Annotated in this window: 14 protein-coding genes; 1 reads left to right on the top strand and 13 read right to left on the bottom strand. The window is 74.7% G+C overall.

Annotation, left to right across the window (positions count from 1 at the left end; translation table 11 throughout):
* Window positions 1-156: 156 nt before the first annotated feature.
* Together IGS67_RS04160 and IGS67_RS04155 are read right to left on the bottom strand one after the other, a co-directional pair.
* The gene (locus IGS67_RS04160) at window positions 157-1,452 is read right to left on the bottom strand and encodes a geranylgeranyl reductase family protein (protein ID WP_192278210.1); all 1,296 of its coding nucleotides are present in this window, start codon (window positions 1,450-1,452) and stop codon (window positions 157-159) included.
* Window positions 1,453-1,649: 197 nt separating this feature from the next.
* Window positions 1,650-2,351 carry a demethylmenaquinone methyltransferase gene (locus tag IGS67_RS04155; RefSeq protein ID WP_192278208.1) on the bottom strand — a complete coding sequence of 234 codons (702 nt, stop codon included), beginning with the start codon at window positions 2,349-2,351 and terminating at the stop codon, window positions 1,650-1,652.
* Window positions 2,352-2,443: 92 nt separating this feature from the next.
* Between IGS67_RS04155 and IGS67_RS04150 the strand changes: the two genes are divergently transcribed.
* Complete coding sequence (locus IGS67_RS04150) at window positions 2,444-3,757, top strand: isochorismate synthase (RefSeq protein WP_192278206.1); 1,314 nt, start codon at window positions 2,444-2,446, stop codon at window positions 3,755-3,757.
* 243 nt (window positions 3,758-4,000) lie between these two features.
* On the opposite strand, the gene IGS67_RS04145 is transcribed toward IGS67_RS04150, so the two are convergent.
* The 11 genes from IGS67_RS04145 to IGS67_RS04095 all read right to left on the bottom strand — a co-directional run bounded on the left by IGS67_RS04145 (window position 4,001) and on the right by IGS67_RS04095 (window position 15,482).
* Window positions 4,001-5,536, bottom strand: a complete 1,536-nt coding sequence (locus IGS67_RS04145) for a S1C family serine protease (RefSeq protein WP_192278205.1) — start codon at window positions 5,534-5,536, stop codon at window positions 4,001-4,003.
* Window positions 5,537-5,641: 105 nt separating this feature from the next.
* The gene (gene menD, locus IGS67_RS04140; RefSeq protein ID WP_192278203.1) at window positions 5,642-7,519 is read right to left on the bottom strand and encodes a 2-succinyl-5-enolpyruvyl-6-hydroxy-3-cyclohexene-1-carboxylic-acid synthase; all 1,878 of its coding nucleotides are present in this window, start codon (window positions 7,517-7,519) and stop codon (window positions 5,642-5,644) included.
* 7 nt (window positions 7,520-7,526) lie between these two features.
* A complete protein-coding gene (locus IGS67_RS04135; protein ID WP_192278200.1) occupies window positions 7,527-8,492 on the bottom strand; it encodes an o-succinylbenzoate synthase in 966 nt (321 codons plus the stop codon).
* Between the two features lie 145 nt (window positions 8,493-8,637).
* On the bottom strand, window positions 8,638-10,350 hold the full coding sequence (locus tag IGS67_RS04130) for a putative PEP-binding protein (protein ID WP_192278198.1): 1,713 nt from the start codon (window positions 10,348-10,350) through the stop codon (window positions 8,638-8,640).
* The gene (locus IGS67_RS04125; protein WP_192278196.1) at window positions 10,347-10,610 is read right to left on the bottom strand and encodes an HPr family phosphocarrier protein; all 264 of its coding nucleotides are present in this window, start codon (window positions 10,608-10,610) and stop codon (window positions 10,347-10,349) included. The genes IGS67_RS04130 and IGS67_RS04125 overlap by 4 nt, the downstream gene beginning before the upstream one ends.
* Before the next feature lie 146 nt (window positions 10,611-10,756).
* Window positions 10,757-12,244, bottom strand: a complete 1,488-nt coding sequence (locus tag IGS67_RS04120; protein WP_192278194.1) for a PTS fructose transporter subunit IIC — start codon at window positions 12,242-12,244, stop codon at window positions 10,757-10,759.
* Window positions 12,241-12,693 carry a PTS sugar transporter subunit IIA gene (locus IGS67_RS14290; RefSeq protein WP_192278192.1) on the bottom strand — a complete coding sequence of 151 codons (453 nt, stop codon included), beginning with the start codon at window positions 12,691-12,693 and terminating at the stop codon, window positions 12,241-12,243. The genes IGS67_RS04120 and IGS67_RS14290 overlap by 4 nt, the downstream gene beginning before the upstream one ends.
* Before the next feature lie 2 nt (window positions 12,694-12,695).
* Window positions 12,696-13,649 carry a 1-phosphofructokinase gene (pfkB, locus tag IGS67_RS04110; RefSeq protein ID WP_192278190.1) on the bottom strand — a complete coding sequence of 318 codons (954 nt, stop codon included), beginning with the start codon at window positions 13,647-13,649 and terminating at the stop codon, window positions 12,696-12,698.
* A complete protein-coding gene (locus tag IGS67_RS04105; protein ID WP_192278188.1) occupies window positions 13,646-14,407 on the bottom strand; it encodes a DeoR/GlpR family DNA-binding transcription regulator in 762 nt (253 codons plus the stop codon). The genes pfkB and IGS67_RS04105 overlap by 4 nt, the downstream gene beginning before the upstream one ends.
* Window positions 14,408-14,580: 173 nt before the next feature.
* The gene (locus tag IGS67_RS04100; RefSeq protein WP_192278186.1) at window positions 14,581-15,159 is read right to left on the bottom strand and encodes a TetR/AcrR family transcriptional regulator; all 579 of its coding nucleotides are present in this window, start codon (window positions 15,157-15,159) and stop codon (window positions 14,581-14,583) included.
* Window positions 15,159-15,482: a DMT family transporter gene (locus IGS67_RS04095; RefSeq protein WP_192278184.1), complete on the bottom strand. Its 324-nt coding sequence runs from the start codon at window positions 15,480-15,482 to the stop codon at window positions 15,159-15,161. The genes IGS67_RS04100 and IGS67_RS04095 overlap by 1 nt, the downstream gene beginning before the upstream one ends.
* Window positions 15,483-15,491 lie beyond the last annotated feature (9 nt).

Raw genomic sequence — 15,491 nt, 5'->3', positions numbered from 1 at the left:
TCGGGAGGTCGGTGCGGACCGTCGGTCCGGGGTCGGTCGTCGACGCCGCGCGGAGGTGCGCGGGTCGGGCGTGGGAGGGGCGTCCGGGCATGCCGGAAGCGTCGCGCAGGCCGCGGTCCGCGGCTGCCAGGGACGTCGTCGTCGCTGCGAGGGGTGTCATGCTGCTGGCACCATCCGGGTGAGTCCCGCGATGACGCGGTCCATGAGGTCCCCGCCGCGCGGCTCATAGCCGTCGGAGAGCAGCTTCATGACGAACTTCATGAGCAGCGGCCGCGGCAGCCCGTACTTCGTACAGAGGTGCATGATGTGCGGGTTCTCGATGAGCTTCACGAAGTACGTGCCGAGCCGGTAGTAGCCGCCGATGTCGTCCTTCATGACCTGCGCGTACCGCTGCAGCGCGCGCTCGCGCGCGGAGTCCGTGGGGCGCGTGAGCGCCTGGGCGACGGTGTCCGAGGCGACGCGTGCGGCCTGCATCGCGTACGCGATGCCCTCGCCGTTGAAAGGCGAGACCATGCCGCCGGCGTCGCCGAGGAGCATGAGACCGCGGTCGTAGAGCGGCGAGCGGTTGAAGGCCATGGGGAGCGCGGCGCCACGCACGGGGCCGCGCTGCGACTCCTCCGTGAAGCCCCACTCCGCGGGGACGTTGGCCATCCAGCGCTGGAAGAGGTCCTTGTAGTCGACCTTCGTCGCGGCGGCGCTCGAGGAGACGGAGCCGAGGCCGACGTTGACCGTGCCGTCGCCGAGCGCGAAGATCCAGCCGTAGCCGGGCATGAGGTTCGACTCGCCGGGCCTGCCGTCCCACAGCTCGAGGTGCGACTCCATCCACGCGTCGTCGTGACGCGGGGACTCGAAGTACGTGCGGACCGCAACACCCATGGGGCGGTCGTTCCGCTTGGCGATGCCCATCGACGTCGCGAGCCGCGAGGAGACGCCGTCGGCCGCCATGACGACGGGGGCACGGAACGTGCGCTCCTCCCCCGTCCGGCGCCCGTCCGCGTCGAGAACGCGCGCGGTGACGCCGGCGATGCGGCCCGTGCGCTCGTCGAGGACCGGCTCGGTGACGCTCATACCCTCGAGGATCGTCGCGCCCGACGTCCGCGCGTGCTCGACGAGCAGATGGTCGAACGACATGCGGGACCGGGCGAGGCCGTACGACGGGTAGGACGAGAGCTCGGGCCACGGGATCTCGATGCGGTGGCCGCCGCCGACGACGCGGAGGCCGACGTTGCGGATCCAGCCGTCGGACTCATCGATGCTCACGCCCGCACGGACGAGCTCGGCGACCGCGCGAGGCGTAAGGCCGTCGCCGCAGATCTTGTCGCGCGGGAAGCGGGCCTTGTCGAGGACGACGACGTCGAGCCCGACGGACGCGAGGTAGTGCGCGGCAGTGGCCCCTGCAGGACCGGCACCGACGACGACGACGTCTGCGTCGTCGGGGTGGTTCGTCGCCATCGCTGAATCCTTGTGGTGCGTGTCGGGAGGGGTGCTGCCCGGGTCGTGCAGACCTTGTGCACGAAGGCACAAGCGCCTTCGTCATCCTAGTCTCACGGCAGGGGGATGTCTGCCAAGGTAAGCCTCACCCCGTCAGCAAACACCAGGACCTAGGGCCTACGCCACCGGCGGGGGCCGGGAGAATGCAGGCGTCCAGGTCAGACGTCCGCCGGGCGCGTCGCGCGGTGCAGCGCGACGATGCCGCCCGACACGTTGCGATACGCGACCTTCCGCCACCCCGCCTCCTGCATGAGGTGAGCGAGCGCCACCTGGTCCGGCCACGACGCGATCGACTCTGCGAGGTACTCGTACGAGCCCGCGTCCTTCGCCACGACGCCCGCGACCTTCGGCAGCGCCTTCATGAGGTACTCCTGGTACACCGTCCGGAACGGCGTCCACGTCGGCGACGAGAACTCGCACACGACGATCCGTCCACCCGGACGCGTCACGCGCAGCATCTCGCGCAGCGCCCCGACCGTGTCGACGACGTTGCGCAGGCCGAACGAGATCGTCACCGCGTCGAACGACGCGTCAGCGAACGGCAACCGCGTCGCGTCGCCCGCCGTGAACGAGAGGTCGGGACGCCGCGCCTTGCCCACCTGAAGCATGCCGATCGAGAAGTCGCACGGCACGACGCGCACGCCCTCGTCCGCGAACGGCTCCGACGACGTACCCGTGCCCGCCGCGAGATCGAGGACCTTCTCGCCCGGGGCCGCCCCGACCGCGTCGATCGTCAGGCGCCGCCAGCGGCGGTCCTGGCCGAGCGAGATGACGTCGTTCGTGAGGTCGTACCGACGAGCGATCCCGTCGAACATCGAGGCGACCTCACGGGGCTTCTTCTCCAGGCTTGCGCGCGACATGCCCCCCAGCCTAGCGAGCGGGACGGGCACGTCCGCCCCTCGTCACGCGGCCCGTCCTGGCCGACGGCACCGGAGACGTACCCTGGACGGCGATGAACGCCAACCAGCCGACGCCCGTGGCGCACGTCCCCGCAGGACGCGTCGTCGCCCGGACGACCCCCCTCGACCTGCCCGACGCAGCGACCGACCCGGGGACCCTCCTCGACCTCCTGCCCGCCGAATCCCCGCTCTCGTGGGTGCGACGAGGCGACGGCATCGTCGCGTGGGGCGAGCTCGCCCGCGTCGAGGTCGGCGGTGACGGCCAGTTCGCGCACGCCGAGCAGGCCTGGACACGGCTCCTGCGCACGATGACCGTCCACGACGACGTCCGCGCTCCCGGCACCGGTCCCGTCGCGTTCGGCTCGTTCTCGTTCGACCCTGCCTCCCCCGCCGGCGGCACGCTCGTCGTGCCCCGCGTCGTCGTCGGCCGTCGCGGCCCCCTCGCGTGGGTGACGACGCTCGCCGAGGAGGACGACGACGCTCCGCAGCCGACGCTCGCCGAGCTCCTCCGCGTCGGCGCCGCGCCCGTGACGTCCCCCGGCCCCGTCACCTACACGGACGGCTCCCTCACCCCCGAGGCGTGGCTCGACGTCGTCGCCGACGCCGTCGCCCGCATCCGCGACGGAGCCGTCGACAAGGTCGTCCTCGCACGCGACGTCCGTGCCCGCACCGCGCGCCCCGTCGACCCCCGCCACCTGCTCGCGCGGCTCGCCGAGCGGTTCGCCGGCTGCTGGACCTTCTCCGTCGACGGGCTCGTCGGCGCGACCCCCGAGCTCCTCGTGCGCTCCGAGAAGGGCCTCGTCATCTCACGCGTCCTCGCGGGCACCGTCCGTCGCACGGGCGACGACGACGCCGACCTCGCACGCGCCGCGCACCTCTCGCACTCCTCGAAGGACCTCGAGGAGCACGAGTACGCGGTGAGCTCCGTCGCGCAGGCCCTCAGCCCCTTCTGTACGTCGACGAACGTCCCCGAGACACCCTTCGTCCTCCACCTGCCGAACGTCCTCCACCTCGCGACCGACGTCACGGGCGTCCTCGCACCGCCCGGGGCGTCGAGCCTCGCGCTCGCCGACGCCCTCGCTCCGACGGCCGCCGTGTGCGGCACGCCCACGGCCGTCGCGCGCGACCTCATCCGCGAGATCGAGCACCTCGACCGCGCCCGCTACGCGGGCGCCGTCGGGTGGCTCGGCGCGGACGGCGACGGCGAGTGGGGCATCGGGCTCCGCTCCGCCGAGCTCGACCCCGAGGACCCCCACGAGCTGCGGCTCTTCGCGGGCTGCGGCATCGTTGCCGCGTCCGTCCCTGACGATGAGCTCGCCGAGACCGAGGCGAAGCTCGAGCCCATGCGTTACGCCCTCGACGGCTGAAACAGCATGACGCACGTCGGGCCGGGTCCCTTGCGGGGACCCGGCCCGACGTGCGTCCGGACCCAGTCCGGCCCCGCAGACAGAGGGAGGGCCGAGGCGTCAGGGAATCGCCTCGGCCCTCCGGCGGCGCCATCGGCAGGGGGACCGACTCGCCGCGGCTCCGACGGCGTCAGGGATACACCGTCGGGCGGCTGCCGCGGTGCCCGACAGGGGAACGGGACCGCGACCTGTTCCTAATCTAGATCAGAGGTTCTCCTGGAGCCACTGGAAGAACTCCTCCTGGGTCATATCCCCCGGGAAGGTCCTCCCCGAATCGTCGCCAGGGCGGCTCGGGCGCTCCTCACCAGGGGTGTTGCTGCTGTCGTCGCCGGGCGTCGCTGCGGTGTCCTGGCGCGCCGTGAGCGTCACCGTGAGGTCCTTCGCCGCGCCGTCACGCACCACCGTGAGGACCGCCCGGTCACCTTCGACACGCTCACGCACCGCCGCGGTGAGGAACTCGGCCCCGCTCACGGCCTTGCCGTCGATCGCGACGATGACATCCCCCTGGACGACGCCGCCCTGGGCGGCAGCCGACCCCGAGGTCACCTCGACGACCTGCGCACCACGACGCGTCGTGCCGTCCGCGGTCGCGGTGCCGTCACGGAGCGACACCCCGAGGAACGCGTGCTCGGCCGCACCGTTCGCGATGAGCTGGTCGCCGACCGACCGCGCGAGGTTCGCGGGGATCGCGAACCCGAGCCCGATCGAGCCCGACTGGCCCGACCCACTCGACAGCGTCGCGATCGACGACGTGATGCCGATGACCTGCCCCTCCGCGTTGAACAGCGGACCGCCCGAGTTGCCGGGGTTGATCGCCGCGTCGATCTGGATCGCGTTCGTCACGGCGGTCGACTCCTGGGTGCCGTCGGACGTCGTCACAGGGCGGTCGACGGCCGAGACGATGCCGGTCGTCACCGTGTTGGCGAGGCCGAGCGGGTTGCCGACCGCCATGACTGCGTTGCCGACGACGACCTTCGCCGAGTCGGCGAGGGTCGCCGCCGTGAGGTCGCTCGGCGGGTCGACGAGCTTGACGACCGCCAGATCCGTCGACGCGTCGAGACCGACGATCTTCGCGTCGAAGAGCCGGCCGTCGCTCAGCGTCACCGACACGGTGTCGTCGTTCGCGCCGACGACCACGTGGTTGTTCGTGAGGATGTGGCCCGCCGTGTCGATGATGACGCCCGAGCCCTGGGACTCCCCCGAGCTCGAGACCACGTCGATCGCGACGACCGTCGGGGCGACGCGCGCGGCGACCTCCTCCCAGCTCGCGGGCGTCACCGCGTCAACGCTGATCGTCGAGCTCGTGCCGAGACCCTTGACGGTCGTCGACGTGCCGGCGGACGCGGCGGGCGGGTCCACGAGCTGCGCCGTGACGTAGGCCGTGCCGCCACCGACGACCAGAGCCGTGGCCGCGGCCGTCGCGACGACGGCGGGCCAGGTGCGGGACCTGCGCGGTGCCGAGGGTGCGGGAGGCGCGGGGATCGCGCCGGGGCCGGACGAGGCTCCCTGCGGGTGCTGGCCGTATCCGGCCGCGTACGGGTGCGCGGTGGCGGGGGTCGACTGCGGGGGCGCCGTCGGCTGGGGGGCCGGGGGCACGGGCCCGGGCAGGGGCGCGTCCGGGGCCGCGAAGGTGTTCGGCTGCGGAGCGGCCTGCTGCTGGGCGTCGGTGGTCCCGGGGCGCCCCTCGGGGGTGGTCTCGCCCCCGGCTGCGGGGATCGGCTGCGTGGTGTTCTCGTCCATGGTGGACCTCCTTCAACGCCTTCAGTCGACCATCCGACCCTGAGCGCACGCGTCGACGGCCCTGAGAGTTCTCTGGGAGTTCCGCGTGCGCTCGATCCGCGACCCCTAGCTCGCGGAAGGGCGTGCGAGGCGTGAGCGGAGGGCGTCGGCCACGGCCGACGCCCGTGAGCGACGGCCCGCCCGGTCCACGCGCACCTCGACGACGCACGTGCCACGCCCCGGCGACGCCAGCGCCGACCGCAACGCGTCAGCATCCTCGACGACGACGTGCGGGACGCCGTGCGCCGCGCACAGCGCCCCCAGGTCGACGTCGTGCGGCGTGCCGAACACACGCTCGACCGCCGCCGCACGTGCCGGCGCCGCCTCCGCGAGCGCACCGTGCTCGAGCCCCGTGAAGATCGAACCGCCCGCATCGTTGACGACGACGATCTGCAGCTGCGGGCGCCCCTCCCCGCGCGCTGCCGCCAGCCCGCCCGCTCCGTGGAGGAACGTGAGGTCTCCGACGAGCGCCCGGACGGTCCGCCCCTCGATCCCGCTGAGCCCCGGCCGGGAGAGAGCAAGCGCCGTCCCCACCGCCGTCGCAAGCAGCCCGTCGATGCCCGCGACACCGCGGTTGGCGACGACGCGCGGTGGCGCGACCCACCGGTGGACAAGATCGAGGTCCCGCACCGGGTTCGACGAGCCGACGACGAGGACGTCGGCAGGCACGAGCGCGTCCGCGAGGACCCGCACGGCCCCCTCCGCGGTGAGCGCACCGACCGGCCCGGTCGTCGCCGTGGCGTCGGCAACCCGTGCACCACGAGGCCCGTCCTCGGCCGTGCCCAGCCCGAGCACGTCATCGATCGCCGCGGCGGCCGCGGCGCCGGCCGCGCGCCACGCGTCCCGCCACCGTTCGCGGCGCACCGTGCGCAGGCCGTCGCCGAGCATGTCGTCGGGCAGGAACCAGCCGAGCGGGACCTCCGGCAGCACCGCGCCCGCGCCGCGCGGCGCGTCGGCCCACGGCGCCCCCTGCGGGGCGACGACGACGACGTCGACATCCTCGCGGGCGACGAGCCGCTGAACCGGGCGCGAGAGCGTCGGCCGACCCACGACGACGACGCGACGCACGTCGGCCGTGAGCGGCGAGGCCGCGAGGACGTGCGCGTGCGCGGGGACGAGCATCGGGCCGCCCGCCGACGGTGTCACGCACTCCGCGAGCAACGGCCAGCCGCGCGCCTCGGCGAGCGCGCGCGCCTCACCGCGGTCGCCGTCGCCCGCGACGACGAGCGTCCCGCCGTCCGTGAGCTCACCCGCCGTCCACGGGCTCACCTCGAGCGGACGCGCCATGGGCGCCGACACGCGGGGCGGCCGGACGTCGGGCCACGGCGCGGCATCGTCCGCCCCCGGCACGAGCGGGTCACGGAACGCGAGGTTGAGCTGGACCGGCCCCGGGAAGCCCGAGCGTGTGCCCGACGCCGCGTCGACCGCGCGCGCCGCGAGGTGCACGAGGTCACGCTCCTCCCCTTCCCGCCCGTCCGGAGCGGGGACGTCGACCGCAAGACGCACCGCTCCCCCGAAGATCCCCGGCTGGTCGATCGTCTGGCTCGCGCCCGTGCCCCGCAGCTCGTGCGGCCGGTCGGCCGTGAGCAAGAGCAGCGGCAGCCCCGCGTGGTGGGCCTCGAGCACCGCCGGGTGGAGGTTCGCGACCGCCGTGCCCGACGTCGTCACGACCGCGACAGGAGCGACGCCGCGGTGCCCGGCACCGCCGGGAGCCCCTGGGCCCCGGCCGAGCGCGGCACCGCGCACGAGCCCGACCGCCGTGAACGCCGCCTCACGCTCGTCGACGCGCACCGTGAGCTCGAGAAGCCCCTCCTCCGCGGCCTCGGCCGCCGCGTACGCGAGAGGCGCCGAGCGGGACCCGGGCGCGAGAACCACCTCCCGCACCCCGAGGCGCACGAGCGCGGCGAGCAGGGTCCGGGCGGCGGAGTACGACGGGGACGTCACCGGCCCATCATCCCAGGACGTCGGCGAGGTCCTCGCCGAGCACCGCCGCGCACCGCTCGAGGCGCTCGCGCCACCGCGCGGCGACGTCCTCGGACGCGGCGGTGCGCGCGAGCGCGGCCGGCGCGACGACCGGACGACGCACACCGATCGCGCCGCCGACCGGGAGCAGCGGGCGCACGACCGTGTCGTCCGTGAGCAGGTGCGCCGTCGCGAGCCCGCACGCGAACGGGAGCTCCGGCAGCGCGGCCGCGAGCGCGATGCCCTGCGCCAGACCGACCGACGACTCGAGCGCCGACGAGACGACGACGGGCAGACCGACGTCCTCGGCGAGCCGCAGGCACGCGCGCACCCCGCCGAGCGGCTGCACCTTGAGGACGACGACGTCCGCGGCCTCGCGCCGCACGACCTCGAACGGATCCTCCGCGCGGCGGATCGACTCGTCGGCCGCGACGAGCGCGTCCGTCCGGCGGCGGACGGCGGCGAGATCCTCGACGCTCGCACACGGCTGCTCGACGTACTCGAGCCCGCCCGCCGCCCGGTCGAGCACCGCGAGACGCGCGAGCGCCGTCGCGACGTCCCAGCCGCCGTTCGCGTCGATCCGGATGCGTCCAGCGGGGCCGAGCGCGTCCCGCACGGCCTCGAGCCGCTCAACCTCCTGCGCCTCCGACTGCCCCGGCTCGGCGACCTTGACCTTCGCGGTCGTGCAGCCGCCCGACGCCCGCACGATCGCGTGCGCGCGGGGCCCGTCGACCGCGGGCACCGTGACGTTGACGGGGATGCGGTCGCGCACGGCCGGCGGGTGCCCCTCGCGCGCGGCCTCGAGGGCCGCGCGCAGCCAGGCGGCCGACTCGACGTCGTCGTAGTCGGCGAACGGCGAGAACTCGGCCCATCCGGCGGGCCCGCGCAGGAGCACTCCCTCGCGCACGTCGATGCGTCGGAAGCGGGTCGTCAGCGGGATCGAGAAGACGTGCATCGCCCCACCCTAGCGAGGGAGCGCGCCCCGGGCGGAGGGCTCACGTGAGCGGCGCCCACGCGCGCCGCCCTCACCACCGGAGCGCTCACGCGAGGAGCCCTCAGCCGCGCAGCGCTCACGCGAGGAGCCCTCAGCCGCGCAGCGCTCATGCGAGGAGCGCGGCGGCCTCCGCGTCGAGGAGCGTCACCGCCGCCGCCCGCGCGTCGACCGCCGACGACGCCGCGAGTGCGGCCTCCGCGATCTCGACGCACCGGGATCGCGTGTGGCGGCGCAGCGTGAACCGCACCGCGGGCACCGACCCGAGCGACATCGACAGGCTCGTCACCCCGAGCCCGACGAGGACGAGCGCCATGACGGGATCACCCGCGGACTCCCCGCACACGCCCACGGGCTTGCCTGCCTCGGTGCCGGCGCGCGCGGTCGCGGCGACGAGGTCGAGGACCGCGGGCTGCCACGGATCGAGGAGGTCCGCGAGCTCGCCCCGCAGCCGGTCCGTCGCCATCGTGTACTGCGCGAGGTCGTTCGTGCCGATCGAGACGAAGTCGACCTCGGCGAGGATCTCGCGAGCACGCAGCGCGGCCGCGGGCACCTCGACCATGACGCCCACCTGCTCGAGGCCCGCGGCGCGTGCCGCGGTCGCGAGGGCGCGCGCCTCGGCGGGCGTCGCGACCATCGGCGCCATGACCCACGGACGCGTGCCCGTCGCGGCGGCCGCTGCGGCGAGCGCCTCGAGCTGGTCGGCGAGGAGCTGCGGGTGGACGCGGTCGATGCGGTAGCCGCGCACGCCGAGCGCCGGATTCTCCTCGTCGGGCAAGGTCGCGAACGCGAGCGGCTTGTCCGCGCCCGCGTCGAGCGTCCTCACGACGACCTTGCGGTCGCCGAACGCCGCGAGCGCGGCCGTGTACTCGCGTGTCTGCTGCGCGACGCTCGGCGCGGTCGTCGCGTCGAGGAAGAGCACCTCGGTGCGGAAGAGGCCCGAGCCCGCGACCGTGCGCGCGTCGTCCGCGGCCGCGGCACGCTCGGCGTCGGCCGCGGTGCCGATGTTCGCGAGGAGGTCGACGGGGTGGCCGTCGGACGTCGCGCCGGGTGCGGTGTCGTCCGCGAACGCCGCCTCGCGCCGGGCGCGGTCGGCGACCTCGGCGACGTCGTCGTCCGACGGGTCGACACGGAGCTCGCCCGCGCGGGCGTCGACGACGACCGACGTCCCGTCCTCGAGGGCGGTCGCACCGGCGACCTGGACGAGGCACGGCAGCCCGAGCTGACCGGCGATGATCGCGGTGTGGCCCGTCGGCCCGCCGAGCTCGGTGACGATCGCGAGGACCTTGCCGAGGTCGAGCGCCGCCGTGTCGGCGGGCGCGAGGTCGCGCGCGACGACGACGCTCGGCACCGTGAGGTCGGGCACACCCGGGAGCGGCGCGCCAGCGACCCTCGCGACGACGCGGTCGCGCACCGACACGAGATCCGTGACGCGCTCGGCCATGAGCCCACCCATCGACGTGAACATGTCGATGAAGCGCCCGACGGCCGCGCGAACCGCGGCGACGGGCGGCGCCCCCGCGCCGAGCTCGGCGCGGGCACCCGCGAGGAGCGAGGGGTCCGACGCGATGAGGACAGTCGCCCCGAGTACCTCGGCGAGCGGTCCGCTCGCGCGGTCGGCCCGTGCCCGCAGGTCCGCCGCGACCGCCGCGAACGCGTCGACGACGACCTGCTCGACGTCGTCCGCGGCCGCGGGTGCCCCGTCGCGGACCGCGGGGGCGTCGTCGGGCACCTCCGCGGGCGCGCGGACGAGCGCGACCGGCCCGACGACGGCCCCGCGACCGACGCCGACCCCCGCGAGCCTCCGGCCTCCGGCGGTCATCGTGCGTCCAGGTCCGCGGCGACGAGCTCCGCGACCGTGTCGAGCGCACCCTCGTCGTCGCTCGAGAGCTCGACGGTCTCGCCGTGGCCGACGCCGAGCGTCATGAGCATGAGGACGCTCGATGCGTCGACTCCCTCGCTGCCCGGGCGGGCGATGAGGACGGTCGCAGGCGCGAGCCCTGCGGCGGCCGCCGCGAGGAGCGCGGCGGGGCGGGCGTGGAGGCCCGAGGCAGATCCGACGGTGACGGTGCGCTGGTGCATGGGGGTGCCTTCCTGTGCGGGCTGGGGTGGGCGGGCGGGATGAGCGGGCGGGGTGGGCGGGCGGGATGAGCGGGGTGGCCGAGTGGAGCGGACGACGAGGTCGCGCCGGGGGCCGGCCGGTGTCACCGGCCCGCCCCCGGGTGGCCTCACGCGGCGACGGGCTCCGCGGCGGGTGCGGCGACCTTGCGCGTCTGCTTGAGGAGGATGACGAGCACGGCCGAGACCGCGACGCCGGCGAGGACCGCGAGGACGAACCCGAGCGGGTTGCCGACGAGCGGCAGGACCCACACACCGCCGTGCGGTGCGACGAGCGAGACGCCCAGGCCCATCGACACGGCGCCCGTGACGGCCGAGCCGACGGTCGAGGCGACGATGACGCGCCACGGGTCGGCTGCCGCGAACGGAATCGCGCCCTCCGAGATGAACGACGCACCGAGCAGCCACGCGGCCTTGCCGTTCTCGCGCTCGACCTCCGTGAAGAGGCGCGGGCGCACGACGGTCGCGAGCGCGAGCGCAAGAGGCGCGACCATGCCGCCGAGCATGACGGCAGCCATGACCTTGTACTGCGGGGAGTCGGGCGTGAGGCCCGCGGTCGCCAGGCCCGTGACGCCGAAGGTGTAGGCGACCTTGTTGACGGGGCCGCCGAGGTCGAAGCCCATCATCGCGCCGAGCAGCGCGCCCAGGAGGATGATCGAGCCGCCCTGGAGCCCGCCGAGCCAGTCCGTGAGGCCCTCCATGGCCCCCGCGATCGGCCGGCCGAGCAGGACGAGCATGAGCACACCGATGACGAGCGACGACAGCAGCGGGATGACGACGACGGGCATGATGCCGCGGACGCCCTTGGCGACCTTCCAGCGGCTGATCCACAGGGCGACGAAGCCGGCCGCGAAGCCGGTGACGAGACCGCCGAGGAAGCCCGCGCCGACGAAGCCTGCGGCGGCGCCGCCGACGAAGCCGGGGACGAGGCCGGGGCGGTCGGCGATCGCGTAGGCGATGTAGCCCGAGAGGACGGGGACGAGGAATCCGAACGCGAGCTGGCCGGTCTTGAGGAGGACGACCGCCCAGTGCTGGAGGCTCAGCGGGTCGAACGACGCGAAGATCGCGGCTGCGTCGGCCTTCGTCACCGCGACGGCGCCCTCGGCGCCGCCCCACGCGACCTGCGCGAGCATGAAGCTCAGGGCGATGAGGATGCCGCCCGCGGCGACGAACGGGATCATGTGGGAGACGCCGGTCATGAGCCACTGGCGGACCTTCGTCGCGCCCGACGCGGCGGGTCGCGGTGCGGCGGGTGCGGCGACGGGCCGCTCGGCGGCGGGCGTCGCGGCCGCAGCCTCGACGGCGGCGATCGCCTCGGCGAGAACCTTCGCCGGCTCGTGGACGGCGCGCTTGACGCCGACATCGACGGCCGGCAGCCCGGCGAACCGGTCGCGCTCCTTGACCTCGAGGTCGGCGGCGAAGATCACCCCGTCGGCAGCCGCGATGACCGCGGGGTCGAGCGGCTCGGAGCCGATCGAGCCCTGCGTCTCGACGGTCACCTCGTGACCCTGGGCCTTGCCGGCCTGTTCGAGGGCCTCGGCGGCCATGTAGGTGTGCGCGATGCCCGTGGGGCAGGACGTCACGGCGACGAGCTTCATGAGGCCACCGCCTCGTTGACGATCGCGGCGAGGGTCTCGGCGTCGGCGGCGCCCCGCACGGACTCCATGAACTCGGCGTTCATGAGCTTGCGCGCGAGCTTCGCGAGGATCTGCAGGTGCACGTTGTCGCCCATCGCGGGGGCAGCGATGAGGAAGACGAGCGTCGCGGGTCCGTCGGGTCCCCCGAAGTCGACGCCGCCCGGGACGGTCGCGACGGCGAGCGAGGGTGTGAGGACGGCATCGGACTTCGCGTGCGGCAGGCCGACCTGGCCGGGGAGGCCGGTCGGGGTCTGTGCCTCGCGGGCGCGGACGTCGGCAGCGAACGTCTCGCCGTCCGTGACGCGCCCGGCGGCGGCGAGGCGCTCGGCGAGCGTCTCGATGACGACGTCCTTCGTCGCGGCAGGCAGGTCGATGGCGACGAGATCGGCGGTGATCAGATGGCTGGTCATGTCTACAGCTCCTTGACGAGGGTGGCCGGTGCAGGGTCGGGGACGAGCGTGACCGCGTCGACGTCGACGAGGTCGGGTCCCGGGACCGCGGTCCCGGGCAGGAGCACCGCGGCGCGCCCCCAGGCGACGGCGGTGCGGAGGCAGTCGGCAGGGTCGGCACCTGCGTGCTCGGCGGCGAGGTAGCCGGCGAGGGTCGTGTCGCCCGCGCCGACCGTCGAGGCGGGGACGAGGGCGGGGCCGCCGGCCCACCAGTGGTGGTCGGCGGTGACGAGGAGCGCGCCGTGCGCGCCGAGGGAGACGAGGAGCGCGTCGGTTCCGCGCGCGAGGATCTCGCGCGCGGCCTCGACGACGTCGCCGACGGTCGTGAGCTCGCGCCCGACGAGCTCGGCGAGCTCGTCGTCGTTCGGCTTGGCCAGCGCGACGCCACCCGCGCGGGCCGCCGCGGCAAGCGGGTCTCCCGACGTGTCGAGGACGAGGCGCGCGCCGCGCTCCCGGACGGCGGCGGCGAGCGTCACGTAGAAGTCGGGGGCGAGGCCGCGCGGGAGGGATCCGGCGCCGACGACGGTGTCGCCGGGCCCGACGGTCGCGACGACCGCGGCGAGGAGCCGCGCGCCCGCGGCGGAGTCGAGCTCGGGGCCGGGCGCGTTGATCTTCGTCGTCGTGCCGTCGGACTCCTGGAGCGTGATGTTCGAGCGGGTGTCGCCGGGGACGGGGACGGCGCGCACGGTGACGTCGGTCGGGGCGAGGAGGGTGACGAGAAGCTCGCCGTCGGCGCCCCCGACGGGTAGGACGGCGACGGTGGGGACGGCGTGCGCGGCGAGAGCGCGCGAGACGTTGATGCCCTTGCCGCCCGCGTCGACGTGGACGGCGCCGGCGCGGTTGATGCCGCCGCGCGCGAGGGCCTCGACGTCGTAGGCGCGGTCGACGGACGGGTTGGGGGTGAGCGTGACGATCATGCCGTCACCACCTCGACGCCTGCGGCGCCGAGCTCCGTGAGGAGGTCGGCGTCGACGCCCGCGTCGGTGACGAGGGTGTCGACGGACTCGATCGTCGCGAACGCGACGAGCTCGTCGCGGCCGATCTTCGTGTGGTCGGCGAGGACGATGACGCGGCGGCCTGCGGCGGCGAGCGCGCGCTTGGCCTCGGCCTCGCCGAGGTCGGGGGTCGTGAGGCCGCGGTCGACGCTCACGCCGTTGGCGCCGAGGACGACGACGTCGGCGCGCAGCGAGCCGAGCGCGGCCGTCGTCCAGGGGCCGGTCGCGACGAGGGTGCGGCCGCGGACGTGCCCGCCGACGAGGTGGAGGGTGATGCCGGGCCGGGTCGCGACGGCGGCGGCGACGGGCAGGGCGTGCGTGATGACGGTGAGCTCGCGGTCCTCGGGAAGGAGCGCGGCGAGACGGGCGGTCGTCGTGCCGCCGTCGATGACGATCGTCGATGCGTCGTCGAGGAGGGCGAGCGCGGCGCGGGCGATCGCGTCCTTGGCGTCGGTGTTGGCGAGGTCGCGCTCGTCGACGGACGGCTCAAGCGTGAGGCGTTCGACGGGGACGGCGCCGCCGTGGACGCGGCGCAGGAGGCCGCGGCGCTCGAGGACGGTGAGGTCGCGGCGCACGGTCTCGGCGGCGACGTCAAGCTCGGCGGCGAGGGTCGCGACGTCGACGCGTCCGGCGGCGCGGGCTCGGGCGACGATCTCGTTCTGGCGTTCCGGGGCGTACACGGCGGGTGCTCCTCACGGCGCGACGTTGCGGGCAGGGTCCTCGTCGACAATCACCGTCGACATGACCGATCATGCCCGAGTTCACCCGTGCGGTCAACCACTTCCCACAAGATCGGGCAGACTTCATGCCCGGCCATGTGGGAAGCTTCTGCAACCACGCCCGAAACGGACACCTACGGGTGCGCGACTCCCCCGAGCAGCTCCCGCAACCGGGCAGCGACCGTCGGGCGAACCTCACGCGCCTCGCTCAGCGCCGCGACCGCACCCCCGTCGACGACGGCGAGCACGAGCGTCGCCCCGGCACCCGCCACCCCGAGAACCTCGAGCAGCCGGCCGATCTCCGCGTCGAGCACGGGCCGCGACGCCGCGTACTCGTGCCCGAGCCGTGAGCGCCCGACCCCGACGAGGTGCGCGTAGTGAGCCCTCACGACGTCGTCGCCCCCGGACGGCAGGAGGGCACGCACGAGCAGGTCCGCCCGCAGCTCGACCGTCGTCGCGGCAGCGATCGCCGCACGGTCGTCGAGCACGTCGCGCACCGCGGCCTGCCAGCGCTCCGCGAGCCGCTCCCCGACCGCAGCGAGGATCTCGTCGAGCGACGCGAAGTGGTACGTCGTCGAGGCGAGCGGAAGCCCGGCCCGGGCCGCGAGCGCACGGTGCGTGAGCGCGGCCGGACCCTCCTCGAGGACGAGCGTGACCGCCGCGTCGACGAGCGCGTCCCGGCGTGCGGCGCCGCGCGGGCGGGGCGCCGGCATCAGTGACCCCCGCCCGAGAGGTTGAGGCCGACGATCCCCGCGACGATGAGGACGAGCGAGACGGCCTTGACGACGTTCATCGTCTCGCCGAACGCGAACACTGCGACGACGGCCGTCGTCGCAGCGCCGATGCCGGTCCACACGGCGTACGCGACGCCGACCGGGAGCGTCCTCAGCGCGTACGCGAGGCCGAGCATCGACAGAACGAGGAGGACGCCGAAGGTCACGGTGGGCCACAGCCGCGTGAAGCCGTTCGAGGCCTTGAGGCTGAGGGCCCAGCCAGCTTCGAGGAGGCCGGAGACGACGAGGACGAGCCATGCCATGGGGCGTTC

It is taken from the genome of Flavimobilis rhizosphaerae (genome assembly GCF_014852685.1).
Classification (GTDB): Bacteria; Actinomycetota; Actinomycetes; order Actinomycetales; family Cellulomonadaceae; genus Flavimobilis; species Flavimobilis rhizosphaerae.
The sequence above is the reverse complement of the archived record's forward strand: the minus strand, read 5'-3'. Positions and strand labels throughout refer to the sequence as shown.

What these genes read in the sequence shown, in the direction of transcription:
- IGS67_RS04160 (WP_192278210.1), bottom strand. Translation starts at nt 1,452, where the DNA reads ATGGCGACGAACCACCCCGACGACGCAGACGTCGTCGTCGTCGGTGCC.
- IGS67_RS04155 (WP_192278208.1), bottom strand. Translation starts at nt 2,351, where the DNA reads ATGTCGCGCGCAAGCCTGGAGAAGAAGCCCCGTGAGGTCGCCTCGATG.
- IGS67_RS04150 (WP_192278206.1), top strand. Translation starts at nt 2,444, where the DNA reads ATGAACGCCAACCAGCCGACGCCCGTGGCGCACGTCCCCGCAGGACGC.
- IGS67_RS04145 (WP_192278205.1), bottom strand. Translation starts at nt 5,536, where the DNA reads ATGGACGAGAACACCACGCAGCCGATCCCCGCAGCCGGGGGCGAGACC.
- IGS67_RS04135 (WP_192278200.1), bottom strand. Translation starts at nt 8,492, where the DNA reads ATGCACGTCTTCTCGATCCCGCTGACGACCCGCTTCCGACGCATCGAC.
- IGS67_RS04130 (WP_192278198.1), bottom strand. Translation starts at nt 10,350, where the DNA reads ATGACCGCCGGAGGCCGGAGGCTCGCGGGGGTCGGCGTCGGTCGCGGG.
- IGS67_RS04125 (WP_192278196.1), bottom strand. Translation starts at nt 10,610, where the DNA reads ATGCACCAGCGCACCGTCACCGTCGGATCTGCCTCGGGCCTCCACGCC.
- IGS67_RS04120 (WP_192278194.1), bottom strand. Translation starts at nt 12,244, where the DNA reads ATGAAGCTCGTCGCCGTGACGTCCTGCCCCACGGGCATCGCGCACACC.
- IGS67_RS14290 (WP_192278192.1), bottom strand. Translation starts at nt 12,693, where the DNA reads ATGACCAGCCATCTGATCACCGCCGATCTCGTCGCCATCGACCTGCCT.
- pfkB (WP_192278190.1), bottom strand. Translation starts at nt 13,649, where the DNA reads ATGATCGTCACGCTCACCCCCAACCCGTCCGTCGACCGCGCCTACGAC.
- IGS67_RS04100 (WP_192278186.1), bottom strand. Translation starts at nt 15,159, where the DNA reads ATGCCGGCGCCCCGCCCGCGCGGCGCCGCACGCCGGGACGCGCTCGTC.
- IGS67_RS04095 (WP_192278184.1), bottom strand. Translation starts at nt 15,482, where the DNA reads ATGGCATGGCTCGTCCTCGTCGTCTCCGGCCTCCTCGAAGCTGGCTGG.